At 76.1% G+C, this 13494-nt stretch carries 12 protein-coding genes; all 12 read right to left on the reverse strand.

Annotated elements, in window-relative coordinates; all coding sequences use genetic code 11:
- Positions 1-730: putative baseplate assembly protein (locus ACWGKU_RS37345; protein WP_452191743.1), on the reverse strand; the 730-nt coding region annotated here is incomplete at its 3' end.
- Positions 730-1167 (reverse strand): GPW/gp25 family protein, encoded by a 438-nt coding sequence (locus tag ACWGKU_RS37350; RefSeq protein ID WP_387684353.1) that lies wholly within the window; start codon positions 1165-1167, stop codon positions 730-732. The genes ACWGKU_RS37345 and ACWGKU_RS37350, both read right to left, overlap by 1 nt.
- Before the next feature lie 2 nt (positions 1168-1169).
- Complete coding sequence (locus ACWGKU_RS37355; RefSeq protein WP_452181020.1) at positions 1170-1481, reverse strand: PAAR domain-containing protein; 312 nt, start codon at positions 1479-1481, stop codon at positions 1170-1172.
- Positions 1482-1604: 123 nt separating this feature from the next.
- Entirely contained in the window at positions 1605-3383 is a 1779-nt protein-coding gene (locus ACWGKU_RS37360; protein WP_452181019.1) for a VgrG-related protein, read from the reverse strand.
- Positions 3380-4144 carry a CIS tube protein gene (locus ACWGKU_RS37365; protein WP_359897846.1) on the reverse strand — a complete coding sequence of 255 codons (765 nt, stop codon included), beginning with the start codon at positions 4142-4144 and terminating at the stop codon, positions 3380-3382. The genes ACWGKU_RS37360 and ACWGKU_RS37365 overlap by 4 nt, the downstream gene beginning before the upstream one ends.
- A gap of 90 nt (positions 4145-4234) precedes the next feature.
- A complete protein-coding gene (locus tag ACWGKU_RS37370; RefSeq protein ID WP_452181018.1) occupies positions 4235-4660 on the reverse strand; it encodes a phage tail protein in 426 nt (141 codons plus the stop codon).
- A 144-nt stretch (positions 4661-4804) separates the two neighbouring features.
- Complete coding sequence (locus ACWGKU_RS37375) at positions 4805-5296, reverse strand: hypothetical protein (protein ID WP_452191745.1); 492 nt, start codon at positions 5294-5296, stop codon at positions 4805-4807.
- Between the two features lie 3101 nt (positions 5297-8397).
- Positions 8398-8556 carry a DUF6760 family protein gene (locus tag ACWGKU_RS37380; protein ID WP_359897849.1) on the reverse strand — a complete coding sequence of 53 codons (159 nt, stop codon included), beginning with the start codon at positions 8554-8556 and terminating at the stop codon, positions 8398-8400.
- Positions 8553-9035, reverse strand: coding sequence for a hypothetical protein (locus tag ACWGKU_RS37385; protein WP_452180809.1), 483 nt, complete (start codon positions 9033-9035; stop codon positions 8553-8555). Before ACWGKU_RS37385 ends, ACWGKU_RS37380 begins: the two co-directional genes overlap by 4 nt.
- Positions 9032-9472 (reverse strand): phage tail protein, encoded by a 441-nt coding sequence (locus tag ACWGKU_RS37390; RefSeq protein WP_030290301.1) that lies wholly within the window; start codon positions 9470-9472, stop codon positions 9032-9034. Before ACWGKU_RS37390 ends, ACWGKU_RS37385 begins: the two co-directional genes overlap by 4 nt.
- 72 nt (positions 9473-9544) lie before the next feature.
- Positions 9545-11077 carry a phage tail sheath family protein gene (locus ACWGKU_RS37395; RefSeq protein ID WP_380552541.1) on the reverse strand — a complete coding sequence of 511 codons (1533 nt, stop codon included), beginning with the start codon at positions 11075-11077 and terminating at the stop codon, positions 9545-9547.
- 196 nt (positions 11078-11273) lie between these two features.
- A complete protein-coding gene (locus tag ACWGKU_RS37400; protein ID WP_452191746.1) occupies positions 11274-13469 on the reverse strand; it encodes an ATP-binding protein in 2196 nt (731 codons plus the stop codon).
- Between the last annotated feature and the right edge of the window lie 25 nt (positions 13470-13494).

Consider the following 13494-nt stretch of genomic DNA (forward strand, 5'->3'; position numbering starts at 1 on the left):
AGGCGGTGTGCCCGGCGGGCACGAAGACGACCACCTCGCCGGGCCGGTTGAGGCCGCCGGTGGTGTCGCTGCCGGTCTCGCAGGCGATCCAGCGCGCGCCGTCCCAGACCTCCCAGGCCAGCGGCGGCTGGCGCGGGTCGACGCCGACGCCCTCCACCCGGCTGTCCAGCCGGACGATCAGGATGCAGCGCGGCACGACGGCGGGCAGGGCGAAGAGCATGGCGTCCCCGGCCGCCGGGCGCGCCTGGAAGCAGGGCACGTCCGCGCCGTCGGCCAGCCGGGCCGTGCCGTCGGACTGCTCGCCGGAGGCGGAGACGGTGACCAGCCGCTCCAGCGAGCTGGGGACGATCGGCAGGTCCTCGGCGGTGGAGAAGACCACCGCGTCGTCGGTCTCGGTGCGCAGCGTGGAGACCTCGGTGCCGGCCCGCAGCAGGACCGTCTCGGACTGCGGGGCGGAGAGCCAGAAGTCGACCTCGGCCCGGGCCGCGGCGGGCGGGAAGAGCCGGATGCCGAGCAGGTCGAGGAAGGCCGCGTAGTTCTTCTCCGGGACCCGGTTCAGCCGGTAGAGCAGCTGGTCCACCAGGTAGGCGAAGGTCTCGATCAGGGTGACGCCCGGGTCGGAGACGTTGTGGTCGGTCCACTCCGGGGCGCGCTGCTGGACGTAGCGCTTGGCCTCGTCGACGAGTTGCTGGAAGCGGCGGTCGTCCAGGTTCGGGGAGGGCAGGGCCATCAGCGCGCACCCCCGCCGACCGTGTCGAGGGCGTCCGCGCCCGGGTGCTCCGGGATGGTGTAGAAGGGGAACACCAGGTTGCGGCGGTCGTTGGTGGCCCGCACGGTGTAGTGGACGTCGATGTAGAGGGTGCCCTCCTCGGCGCTGTCGAAGGCGATCACCACGTCGTCGACCTCGATCCGCGGCTCCCAGCGCTCCAGGGCGATGCGCACCTCGCGGGCGATCCGCCCGGCGGTGGTGCTGTCGCCCGGGGCGAAGACGTACTCGTGGATGCCGCAGCCGAACTCGGGGCGCATCGGCCGCTCGCCCGGGGCGGTGCCGAGGATCAGCCGGATCGCCTCCGCGAGCTCCCGGTCGCGCTCCACCATGGCGATGCCGCCGGTGGCGTTCACCCGCAGCGGGAAGGCCCAGCCGCGTCCTATGAAGCTGCCACTCATGCTCAGCCCCCGATCAGCACGTTGAACGCGCCGGTGGTGACGGTGGCGCCGCAGGTGGTCTTGTCGCCCATGCGGGCCGCGGGCAGGCCGCCGATCAGCACCACTCCCCTGGTCACCGCGCCCGGGGAGGGCAGCACCAGGTTGCCGGGGCCCAGGGCCAGGTGCGGGGGGACGACGCAGGCGTGGACGGTGCCGACGACGGCGGCGGGGCGGCCGCCGATCAGCACGGTCGCCACCTTGAGGGCGCCCGGCGGCGGGGTGGTGAGGGCGCCGCCGTGGTCGGTCATGTCGCCGGTCCGGGCTGCGGGGGGCATCTGCGGTCTCCGTTTCCTGCGGTGCCCGGTGTTCGCGGGCACTCGCCATACTGCCATTGGTTCTTGACGTTCCATCAGTCGATCGTCGGTCTGTCTCCGGTCTGTCGCCGGTCGATCGGCGGCTCAGTTGATCCGGACGAAGGCCCCCTTGAGCACCGCCTCGGCGCCACCGTCCACGGTGACCGACGTCGTGCCCCGGACGGTGACCGATCCGCCGCGCACGTTCACCGCGCCGGTGCCCGCGTCCAGGGTGATGCCGGAGGAGGAGAGCCGTACCGTGCTGCCGGCCGCGCCGCCGGGGCCGTGGACGGTCAGCACGATCTCGCCGCGCTGCTGGTCCAGGCTGACCTCCAGCTTCCCGTCACCGCTCGCCAGGTGGACGCCGGACTTGCCGCCCGGCACGTCCAGCAGCTCCATCCGGTGGCCCGAACGGGACACCACCGAGCGGCGGTTGACCTTGCCGGAGGCCCCGTCGACCAGTGGCACGTCGTGCGGGGAGGGCCGGTCCACACCGTTGTAGAGCCCGCCCAGCACGTACGGGCTGTCCAGGTCGCCCTGCTCGAAGCCGACCAGCACCTCGTCGTTGACCTCGGGGCTGACCACGCCGCCGCCCCCAGCGCCGCCCCACTGCACGGTGCGCACCCAGTCGGAGACGTAGGTGTCGTCCAGCCAGGGGAACTTGAGCTTCACCCAGCCGCGCTGCCCGCCGCCCGGCTCCCGGACGTCGGTGACCACGGCGACGGCCAGGCCGGGCATCCGGGGCCCGCGCGGCGGGGCGTTGCCGCCGCTCGTCAGCCCGGCCAGCGAGCGGTCGGGCGCCGCGCTGACCACGACGGTGGTGCGGTAGCCGCGGAACGGTTCGAGCAGGTGGCGCACCCCGGTGGCGGTGTAGCGGCCGGAGAAGGCGGCGCCGACGTTGCCCAGCGCGACCGCGGTGCCCGCCCGCAGCCGCGGGTTGCCCTCGGCGACCACCTCCAGCTCGCCGAAGCCGGCCGCCACCGAGGCGGCCAGCGACCGGGCCACCGAGGCGGTCTCCGCCTGGGTGCGGTACGGGGTGTCGGCGACGGTCAGCCGGGACCGGCCGGGAAAGGCGGAGGCCACCACCGAGGGGCTCATCCCCGGCTGCACGGTACGGGAGGTCACCGCCGGCTCGGTGGCGACCAGGGCGCTCTTGGTGGTGACGTTCCAGCCGCGCGCCTCGACCGTGTCCGCTCCCCCGGCGCCGGTCAGCACGCCGCGCAGCTCCAGCAGGTTGCGGCCGTACTCCAGCACCAGCGGGTTCTGCGGCGCGGGGGTGGAGGGGGCCGGCGCGCCGGAGGCGGGGTCGGGCCGGACGAACTCCAGCCTCCCGTCGTCGTCCACCCGCACCTGGGCGCCGCTCTCCTGGGCCAGGAACTGGAGGAACTCCCAGTCCGGGACGTTCGCCTGCGAGAGCTGCTGGTGGACGACGGGGAAGGAGTCGACCGTGCCGCAGGTCAGGCCCGCGCCCGAGGCGACCTGGCGGACGATGTCGGCGGTGGTCATGTTCCGGAAGGCCTTCACCCGGCGCCCGCGCATCAGCCGGTGGGTGACCGCCGAGGCCCGCACCACGGTGTACGAGCCGGTGGTGTCCACCTCCAGCTCCAGCGCGGTCACCTCGCCGGTGAACAGCCGCGCCCGGGTGTTGCCCTGCACGGTGACCACGGACACCTTCAGCGGGGTGCCGATGGTGATCCCGGTGGCGGAGAGGAAGGTGTGGTCGGCGTCCCGGAAGGACAGCACCGCGGTGTCGGGCAGGCCGACGCTCTCCTCGATGTCGCAGGAGACCAGTTGGGTCACCCAGATCGGCGGCAGCGGGCCCGGCGCCTCGACGACGGGGTCGGCGGCGAAGGAGCGGCCGCCGCGGGCCTCGGGAGTGGTCATGGCCGTCCGCCCTGGGTGGGTTCCTGGTTCCGGGTATGGCTCTGGGTGTGGCTCTGGGTGAGTTCCTCGATGCCCGGCACGATCAGCTCCGCGCCGGGGACCAGCGCCAGCGGATCGTCGATGTCGTTGGCCTCCGCGATGGCGCGCCAGGCGGTGGCGTCCCCGTAGGCCCGCCAGGCGAGCATCGGCAGGCTGTCGCCGGCGATCACCCGGTGGGTGCTGCGGGCCTCCGGCGAGCCGGAGGTCGGGTTCTGTCCGGCCGGGTCGACGCTCGCCTCGTCGATGGTCAGCGAGCAGACCGCCCGCAGCGGCTTCCCGTCGACGTCGAAGAGCGAGTAGGTGACCGAGAGGCCGGTCAGCACCCCGTTGAACGACGTGGTCTTCAGGGTGCCCCAGTCCAGCCGGATCCACGGGCTGGCCGGCGTCTTGCGCGCCAGGCTGGCCGGGGTGGGCACGCACGCCGTCATCAGCTGCTCCACCGCCCGCTCCACCGAGTTGTCGTGGGTCGCGGTGGAGTCCAGGAACACGTCGAGGGAGAGCGAGCGCGGACCGCTGCCGACGAACTCGGGCAGCGCGGACTCGCCCGCCATCCGGGACGGGGTGCGCCGCCACTCGGTGGTCTTGCTCAGCACCAGGGTCGCCGGGTTGAACTGGAGCCGGAGCTGCGCGAGCGTGCCGCCGGGCTGGGCGCCGACCGTGGACGGTGGCTCCATGATGGTCAGTTGGGCCCGGGTGACGCTGGCGGGGACCGCCGGGGACATCCTGGTGCTCCTTCCGTGGGTCGGGCTGTGGGGTGGGTTCCGTGGATCGGGTGGGCCGGGCCGGCCCGGTGAGCCGGATGGGCGGTGGGGTCAGGAGGGGCGCAGGCCCGCGTGGGCGATCTCCAGGGTCTCCATCGCCGCCTGGGAGTTGGCGGGATCGAAGGAGGGCCCCTCCCAGCGCACCGGCACGATCCCGAGCACCTGCCAGCCGACGATCCGGCTCAGGTCGGGCCGCAGCGCCACGATCTCGCCGTCCTTCGGCTCGACCTTGCGGACGATCTCGGACAGCCAGCGGGCGATCTTCGTGGTGTCGGCGGTGACCGCGCGGGTCAGCGTGATGTTCGACCAGGTGATGCGGCCCGGCAGCTGCCAGGCGAAGCCGTTGTTGCCGCCCTCCGCGTACTGCTCGATCTCGACCTGGGCGCCGAGTCCCGAGCAGGTGGTGAAGTCGCCCAGGTCGTTGCCGCCGATGGTCAGGCTGAAGAACACACTGGACGCGAAGATGGTGTCGGTCATCGCTTCTGCTCCTTGCTTCCGGTCACGTCGCTGCTGCGGCCTGCTGTCGGCCGTCCGCCTGGTCCACGCTCTGGTCCGCGGCCCCGGCCCGCGTTGGCCGTTCCGCGGGCCGGCGCGCGGTCCGGCCTCCGGTCCGGGCCGGGCTCAGCGGCGCATGTCGTACGGTTTGCCGCTGCGCTCCCGGCCCCTGCGCACCTCGGTGCGCAGCAGCCGGCCGACCGGTTCGACCAGGCGGCGGGCCAGTTCGTCGAGGTCGGCGGGGTCGGCGCGCCGCTCGGCGCCCGGCCCGGCGGGGGCCTTGCCGGGGGTACTCGCGGCGGGCGGGGTACCGGGGGTGGCGGTTCGGGCCGGCCCGGCGAGCTGCACCGTGGTGGGTGTGCGCGCGGGCACGGCGGTCAGCGGCACCCCCGTCAGTCCCGACTGCTCGGCCACCCGCTGCAACAGCCGGGCCGTGGCGGGCGACGGCGGTGCGGACGGCGCGGGCGAGGCGGACAGGGCCGACGGGCCGGACGGGGCGGACGGGGCGCTGGTGGCGTGCCCGGCGGGCAGGGCCCGGGCCACGACGAGCGCGGTGGCGGGCTGCGAGCCCGGTGCCCGGCTCGTGCCCGCCGGGGCCGCGACGGCGGGTGGCGGCATCGGGGACGGCTGCGGAGGCCGGGACGAGGCCGACAGGCGCTGGACCGACGGGCCCGCCACGGGCCTGAGCCGGACGACCGGCGGGCGCGGGGCGCTCGCCGTGGCGAACGGCGAACCGGGGGCGCCGGGGTTCGCGTGCCCACCGGACCTCGGCGTGGCGGACCGCTGCACGTCCGGGAGGCCCGCGCTCGTGGCGCCGGGCCGCGGCGGCGCCGGGACACCGGGGTTCAGGACTGCCGCACGGGGCTGACCGGGCAGGACGCGCGGTGGACCCGCCGGTGCGGGCGTGGCCGGGACGGCGGCAGGTGCCGCCGGGCCTCCGACCGCTGACGGGTGATCGACGACGGCCGGGTGCCCGGCCGCCGTCCGTCGGACCGGCCGTTCCGACGGGCGCCGGGAGAACACCCGTTGCACCGCGGCCACGACCCCGCGCGGCGCGGCCGCCCCCGGCGTGGAGGGGCGCTCCGCACTCCCCGGCGAGGCGGACTCCCCGGCTGCGGCACCGCCGCCTCCGGCGCCGGTGCCCGGCGAGCGGCGCGCCTGAGCACCCGAGCGGCGCGGAGCGGCAGCGGCCGGTGCAACTGGCGCGGCCGGCACCTCGCCGTTCGGACGGGACACGAGAGCGTGGGGCCAGGCGGCCCGGACCACGGGTGGCGTCGGCGCCGACCCGGCGCCTCCGCCGGAGGGAGCGGCGGCAACGGGCGCGAAGGGTGCCGGCGGAGTGGCGAGGGCGACCGTCATCCGGCGGTCGCCGAGCAGCCCGCGTCGCTGACCGATGAGTCGAACGGCTCGCTGCACGCCCAGGCCGCCGGAGGACCGGCGCGCCGGAACCGTCACGGGCACCACCGGACCGTTGCCGCCGGCGCGCGGGGCGCCCGCCGGGCGCGTCCCGGGACCGGTCGGCTGCGCGGCGGCTCCCGGCTGCCGCTCCGGTCCGCCGCCGGAGGCCGACGCGACGGAGGCACCCGTCGTGCCCTGCGGGGCGCCGGAGGGCGCCGGGCGTCCGGCCGCCGGTCCACGAAGGCCGCGATCCGCACCGGGGTGCGCCCGGCGGCCACCGGCGGTCGGAGCACTCGGGCCGGCGGGGATGGTCGGGGTGGCAGGGATGCTCCGGGTGGCCGGGACGGCCGGACCGGCCGATCGCCCGTCATCACCGCTCCGGACGGGGGACGTCGCCTCGGCCGGGCCGTCGCCGGGGCTCCGGGTGGCGCGCTGCACGGGCAGCCCCTCACCGGCCACCGGCGAGGTGGGGGCAGAGACTGCGGCGGGGGCGGCGGCAGAGGCCGCGTCACCCGTCGCCGGGGCCGCGATCCGCCGGACCGGTCGGCGCCCGCCGAGCAGCGGAGCGGTGCCCCCGGCCACGGCCGCCGTCGGCGGCAGCGCGTCGAGCGGCGCGCCCAGGCCCCCGCGCGTACGGGTGGGGGTCGGGTCGGGCGGGAGCGGTGCGGCACGGTCGGGGGTCGGAGTCGACGGTGCGGGCGTACCGGCCCCGGGCAGTGCGCGCTGAACGGGCGCGCCCTCGGCGGGCCCGCTGCGGCCGACAGGGGCTGGAGCGGGCCGGCCCGGCAGGGCGCGATCGGGGGACGAGGACGAGGACGGTGCGGGCGTACCGGCCCCGGACCGCACTCGCTGAACGGGCGCGCCCCCGTGCTCGGGGCGGGCGGGTGCCGGGCGGGCGGGCTCGCCGACCGTGGCGGTACGTCGGGCGGCACCGGCGACGTCCCGGCCCCCGCCTCCGGCCGGCCGGGCATCGGCCGAGCCGCCCGTCCCAGCGCGGGTGGACCCCGCGTCGGCGGGAACGACGGGCATGGCCGGCCCGGCCGAGGCGGCACCAGAGGCCCGGGGGCCGTCGACGGCCAGAGGCGTGGCGCTCGCGGGCAGCGCGGTCAGCGGCGCGCCGAGAACCGGACGGGCGGGTGCGGCGGTGCCGGGCGCGGCGGCGCGCTGGACGGGGGTGCCGCCGGTCGGCCCGTTCCGCGTGGGCGCGGGGTTGTCGGTCGGCCCGTTCCGCGTGGACGCGGGGTTGTCGGTCGGCCCGTTCCGCGTGGACGCGGGGTTGTCGGTCGGCCCGTTCCGCGTGGACGCGGGCTTGTCGGCCGGGCCGGGCGCCGGCCGTTCGGCGGCTGCGCCGCTCGCGGACGGGCGGCGCGTGCCCTCGGCCGTCTCTTCCGTCGTCGCCGCGGGCCGCGGCGCGCCCGCACCCCGGCTCGCCGGTTCGGTGACGGCGGCCGGCGCCCTGACCTGCCCCGGGACGGCCGCCACGGGGCGCGCGGGCAACAGGCTGGGCCGCCGGGCCACGACCAGCGGGGCCCCGACGGGACGCGGCCGCACCGGCCGGTCGGCCCGGACCGCCGAGTGGTTCGGGCGCGGGGCGGCGGCCGCTTCGGGCGTCGCCGCACCGAGCGGGCCACTGGCGGCCTGCGACCCTTCGGGCTTCGGCGAACTTCCCCGCACCGCAGCGGACTTCGACCCACCGGGCACGGACGCACCGGGCGCCTCCGTGCCGGGTGTCGCCGCGGCGGGCCTCGGTACACCGCTGTCGGCGCGCTCGGCCGCCGCGCGCGAGTCGGCCCCACCCACGCGGGCCGGGTGCGGCCCGGACCGCACCGGAAGCCGGCGCAGCCGGACGGAGCGCTGGACCGGACGCGCCTGACGCGGCGACCGCGCCGCGCCCGACGGCCCGTTCTCCGGCGGCTCTTCGGCCCCGGCCTCGCTCGGCACGACCGGCACGACCAACTCGTCCCCGCCCGTGCGGACGGGGGCCGGGGCGCCCGGCCTCGCCACCGCCCGCAGGATGCCGACCGGGGCGGTCGGCAGGACCGCGTGGCCGAGCGGACCGCAGAGTGAGGGGTCCTGCCAGGCGGTGAGCCGGGCGCGGAACCTCAGGCCGTCGCTGACGCCGTGGGCCGGCCCGGCCAGGGTCGGGACCAGCGGCGCGACCGCGCGCCAGCCCCCGTCCCCGGCCGCCGGGCGCCGCCGAGCGGCCTCGCCCGCGCCCCGGGCCGCCTCCGTGTCATCGGAGGCGGCACCGGAGGCGGCACCGTTGACGGCGCCCTCGCCGCCCCTGCGGCGGCCGATCCAGTCCCGAAGCCCCACCCGGCTCACCCGCCTTCGCTGATGCGGGTGTTGAGCCGCGCGATCTCCCTGACCCACTGCCCGCGTTCACGGTGGGTCAGGTCGAGGATGTCCTCCCGCTGCCAGTGGAAGTGGAAGGCGATGTACGCGATCTCCTCGTACAGCCGAGCAGGCGCGTACGTCACGATTCCCCCAGGCGCCCACCGGCGAGGTCGACCTCGAAGGCGCCGTCGCAGTGCGGGCAGGTCACCGCGGCGCGCGTGTGGCCTTCGCTGTTGATCCGCTGGTAGAGGTCCTGGAGGAAGGCCACGTCGGTGGCGTACATCCGCTCGACGACCCCGGCGTGCACGTCGGTGATGTCGCCCAGCCTGGTGATCACGTGGCTGAGCAGCACCACGCTGAGGTACGCCGGGTTCTCCTTGACCCGCAGGTCGATCTGCGGCATCAGCTCGTCGCGGGCGGTGGCCAGGCGCATGGCACCGTGCCGGTGCACGGTGCCCTCGTCGTCGACGTAGCCGAGCGGCAGCTCGAACTCGAACTCGGTGTGCGGCGCCCGCGCCCGGGGCTGCGCCGCCGTTGCCGCCGGGGCCTGCTGCGGCGACGCGGTGTTCTGCGGGGCCGGAGCGCGTTCCAGCAGCTCCTCCAGGCCGATCTTCCGCCTCACTCGACCGAGATCTCCTCGAACACGATGGTCACGGTCTCGGTGGCGGCGCTGGACTCGCCGGCGCTGAGGGTGGGTCCCTCCCAGCGGCTCGCCCAGGCATTGGTCAGCTGGATGCGCCGCAGGGTGGCACCGGTGGTGTCCTTGACCTCGATGGTGAGGTTCTGCCGCGCGGTGTTGATCGCCCCGTTGTTGAGGGTCTCCTTGATCCAGTCCGTGAACGCGCCGCTCTTGTCCAGGCCGCGGGTGATGGTCACCTCGCCGGGGAGCCGGGCGCCGGGCTGCTTGCGGACGATCAGTTTGCCCTCTTGGGTCACCTGCTTGTACTCGACGACGTCCTGTTCGACCGTCAGGTTGCTGATCTCCTTGACGGACTCGACGTTGTAGCCGCCGAGTTGGACGCCGAAGATATGTGTGGAGAGCGGATCGCCTTCAGCCATGGGTTTGTGTCACCTTCCGATGCGAGGGGTGCCGAGGAGTGGCGCCGAGGGGTGTGGTGCCGACCGGGCCGGTCACTCGTTGACGAGGCTCGTGCTGTCGGAGAACTGGGACAGCCGGAACACCACGAACTCCGCGGGCTTCACCGGGGCTACGCCGATCTCGCAGATCACCTGGCCGAGGTCGATGGACTCCGGCGGGTTGTTGTCGCGGTCGCACTTGACGTAGAAGGCCTCGGCCGCGGTCTGCCCGAACAGGGCCCCGCGCCGCCACTCCTCGGTGAGGAACGCGGTGATGTTCCGGCGGATGCTGGACCACAGCCGGTCGTCGTTGGGTTCGAAGACCACCCACTGGGTCCCCAGGAGGATGGACTCCTCCAGGTAGTTGAAGAGCCGGCGCACGTTCAGGTAGCGCCACGCCGGGTCGGAGGAGAGGGTGCGCGCGCCCCAGATCCGGATGCCGCGCCCGGGGAAGGCCCGGACGCAGTTGACGCCGATCGGGTTCAGCAGGTCCTGCTCGCCCTTGCTCAGGCGCAGCTCCAGGTCGACCGCGCCGCGGATGACCTCGTTGGCGGGCGCCTTGTGCACGCCGCGCTCGGCGTCGCTGCGCGCCCACACCCCGGCGACGTGCCCGCTCGGCGGGACCAGCACGTTGCGGCCGCTCGCCGGGTCGAACACCTTGATCCACGGGTAGTAGAGCGCGGCGTAGCGGGAGTCGAAGCCCGCCTCGTCGTTGCGCCAGGTGCGCATCCGCTGGGCGTTGAGGCCGGGCGGCGGGTCCAGGACGGCGATCCGGTCGCCCATCTGCTCGCAGTGCGACATCACCGCCAGCTGGACGGTGCGCAGGCCCTCGTCGTCGAGGTCGCCGCGCTGGTAGGCGCTCATCAGGTCGGGCACCGCGACCATGGTGATCTCGTCGATCGCCTCCAGGCCGCCGAAGCCGGTCCGGGCGGCGGCGTCGCCGACGTACTCGGCGGGGTCGAGCCGGCCCACCGGGGCCGCGGCCGGCGCGGGCGCGGCGGCCAGGGCGTGGGTGCGGCGCTCGGGGCGGCTCGGCGCGGTGCCGGGCTGTTCGGCGACGGCGACCAACTTCGACTCGCGCAGCTGGGTGACGACGTAGCCCTTGGTGCTCTTCCGGGTCGAGACGTCGTAGGTCTCGGCGACCTCCGCGCCCCGGCGCACCAGCAGCCGGAAGCGGTCCTCGGGGACGTTCTCCCCCTCCGGGTCGGCGACCTCGACGGACACCTCGGCGCCCGCGCCCGGCCGGGCGGAGAAGAGGAACCCGGCGATCTCGACGGGCGGGGCCGCGGTGACGGCGGGGGCGGCGCCGGGCGCCTGCCGGGCCGGGTCGCCGACCCGCACCACGTAGGCGGAGCCGCCGCCGTTGGCGAAGAAGCCGTACACCGAGTGCGCCAGGTAGGTGCCCTCGGTGAAGCCGCCGAACCGCTGGACGTACTGGTCCCAGTTGGTCACCAGTGTGGGCTCGTGGAAGGGCCCGGTCTCGGCGAAGCCGACGAACGCGGCGACGGCCGTGCCGACGCCCTCGATCGGCCGGGCACCGGACTGGACCTCCTCCACGTACACGCCCGGGGTGAGGTACGACGGCATACGCGCTCCTTCGGCTGGTCAAGCATTGCGCCGGTCATTCGCCCCCGAGTCTGCTGCCCGGACGTCACCCGGAAACATGTCCGCGGGTCCCGGACCGGGGGCAGGAACCGCTGCCCCCGGCGGACACCGCCGGACGTCCGCGCAGGCGCCCCGGACGTCCCGGGCTGCCCCCGCCGCCCCGCCGTCCCGGGGGCGGTCAGCCGTGCCCGGTGTCCCCGAGCGCGCCCAGCCACGGCCCGAACTCGCTCGCCAGCACCAGTCGGCCGAGCTTGCGGTACTCGCCGACCACCGCGGAGACCAGCTGCGCCATCCCCAGCGGGGCGCCCGTCCCGGCGGCCAGATACGCCGCGGAGACCGCGCAGGCCCGGATGGAGCCGCCGGTGAGCTCGAAGTTCCGGGCGCAGAAGTCCAGGTCGAGGTCGTCGCCGCGGGGCACCAGCGGCCCCAGGCAGCGGTCCCAGAGCAGGCGACGCTGCGCCTCGTCCGGCAGCGGGAACTCGGCGATGACGTCCAGCCGCCGGGTGAACGCCTCGTCGAGGTTGGCCCGCAGATTGGACGTCAGCACGGCGATCCCGTCGAAGGACTCCATCCGCTGGAGCAGGTAGGCCGTCTCCACGTTGGCGTGGCGGTCCCGGGAGTCCTTGACCTCCGAGCGCTTGCCGAACAGCGCGTCCGCCTCGTCGAACAGCAGGACGCCGTTCACCTGCGCGGCCTCGGTGAAGATCCGCTCCAGGTTCTTCTCGGTCTCGCCGATGTACTTGTCCACCACGGTGGAGAGGTCCACCACGTACAGCTCCATGCCCAGTTCGGCGGCGACCACCTCGGCCGACATCGTCTTGCCGGTGCCGGACTCCCCGGCGAACAGGGCGATCACGCCGTTGCCCCGGCCACCGCCCGGGCGCATCCGCCACTGCCCGAGCACCTGGTCGCGGTGCCGGGCGCGCAGCACGAGCTCGCGCAGCCGGCCCGCGGTGGGGGCGGGCAGGACGAGGTCGGACCAGCCGACCGCGGGCTCGATCCGGCGGGCGAGCCGGGCCAGTCCGGCGGCGTTCTGCGCCCGTACCGCCGTGCGCAGGTCCTCGGCCCGGACCGGGCGCCGCGCGGCGGCCGCCGGCCGGGCCGCGACCGAGGCGGCGCGGGCCAGCTGCTCCTGGTCCAGCCGGTAGGCGGCCACCGCCTCGGCCAGTTCCTCCGGCAACTCCTCGTCCTGCTCCTCGCGCGACTCCGAAGCACCCGGCTCCGAAGCATCCGGCGCCGCCCCCAGCGCGCGGGCCCACTGCCCGGCCCGGTCGCGCGCGCCCGGCGGCGGGACGGTGAGCACCACCGGGCTCCGCGCCGCCCAGGCCGGGTCCCAGACCTGCGGGCCGTGCACGACCAGCGGGACACCGGCGAGTTCCGCGCACAGCTCGCGCAGCAGCGCGGCCCGCTCGGGCCGTTCGGGTTCGAACCGGTCCAGCGGTCCGAGCACCACGCCGCCCCCACCCAGCCGCGCCTCACGGGCGAGCACCCGTACGGTGGCCTCCGGCGGGCGGGCGGCGAGCGCGGCGGCGTCGACCACCAGGGGCGGCGGGCCGTCGGCCGCGAGGGCCGCCACCGCGAGCGGGCCGGCGTGCCCGCCCCGGTCCAGCAGGTGCACCAGCCCGCCGTCCGCGGCCAGGACGCGCAGCTGTTCGAGGGGCTGGTGGGAGCGGCGCCCGGGCCCGACGCGGCGGGCCAGCCCGGCGAGGGTGCCGTCCGGCTCGTCGTCGCCGAGCAGATGGGCCGTCACCCGGTCCGGGACGCGCAGGGTGCGGGAGAGCAGCGGGCGGTCCGGCTCGGTGATCTCCAGCAGGCCGCCGGCGATCAGCGGGGCCCGGACGGAGAACCGGAAGCGGCCGGCGCCCGCCCCGGGCAGTCCGCACAGGTCGAGGGCCAGGCCGATGGTCGCCCGGCGGCGGGTCAGGTCGTCGTTGAGGTAGCCGTAGAGCTGCTCGAAGCGGGAGTCGAGGTCCGGGGCGAGCGCCACCAGCAGCAGGTCGAGGTCGACCGGGAGCAGTCCGAAGGCGGCGCTGAGCCGCCCGAGCCGGGAGCCGGGCGGCGGCGCGGGGCCGTCGCCGGGGTCCGGGGCGGCCCGGTGCACCGTGGCGGAGGCCGCCAGGATGCGCTCCACCGCCTCCGGGCCGAGGTACTGACCACGGTACGGGTCGTCCGGGTCCGGGTCGTCGGCCCGGCGCTCGCGCACCGCGGCGCGGACCCGCCGTTCGACCCGGTGCAGCCGCTCCCAGAGCTGGTCGGGGGCCGGACCGAACGGTGCGCTGTCGTCCGGACCGGACGGCCCGTCCTGGTCCGGCCCGGGCGGTGCGCCGTTGGCCGCCGACGCGGCCTCCGGGGCCCGGTCGAGGTCGAGGCTCATCGCGCCCTGCCCCGGGCCCGGCGGC

Source organism: Kitasatospora sp. NPDC054768, from assembly GCF_053612025.1.

Bases quoted from the DNA above. Each gene is read 5' to 3' on its own strand.
- ACWGKU_RS37370 (WP_452181018.1), bottom strand. From the start codon at position 4,660: ATGACCGACACCATCTTCGCGTCCAGTGTGTTCTTCAGCCTGACCATC.
- ACWGKU_RS37395 (WP_380552541.1), bottom strand. From the start codon at position 11,077: ATGCCGTCGTACCTCACCCCGGGCGTGTACGTGGAGGAGGTCCAGTCC.
- ACWGKU_RS37365 (WP_359897846.1), bottom strand. From the start codon at position 4,144: ATGTCCCCGGCGGTCCCCGCCAGCGTCACCCGGGCCCAACTGACCATC.
- ACWGKU_RS37400 (WP_452191746.1), bottom strand. From the start codon at position 13,469: ATGAGCCTCGACCTCGACCGGGCCCCGGAGGCCGCGTCGGCGGCCAAC.
- ACWGKU_RS37375 (WP_452191745.1), bottom strand. From the start codon at position 5,296: ATGCCGCCACCCGCCGTCGCGGCCCCGGCGGGCACGAGCCGGGCACCG.
- ACWGKU_RS37360 (WP_452181019.1), bottom strand. From the start codon at position 3,383: ATGACCACTCCCGAGGCCCGCGGCGGCCGCTCCTTCGCCGCCGACCCC.
- ACWGKU_RS37390 (WP_030290301.1), bottom strand. From the start codon at position 9,472: ATGGCTGAAGGCGATCCGCTCTCCACACATATCTTCGGCGTCCAACTC.
- ACWGKU_RS37350 (WP_387684353.1), bottom strand. From the start codon at position 1,167: ATGAGTGGCAGCTTCATAGGACGCGGCTGGGCCTTCCCGCTGCGGGTG.
- ACWGKU_RS37355 (WP_452181020.1), bottom strand. From the start codon at position 1,481: ATGCCCCCCGCAGCCCGGACCGGCGACATGACCGACCACGGCGGCGCC.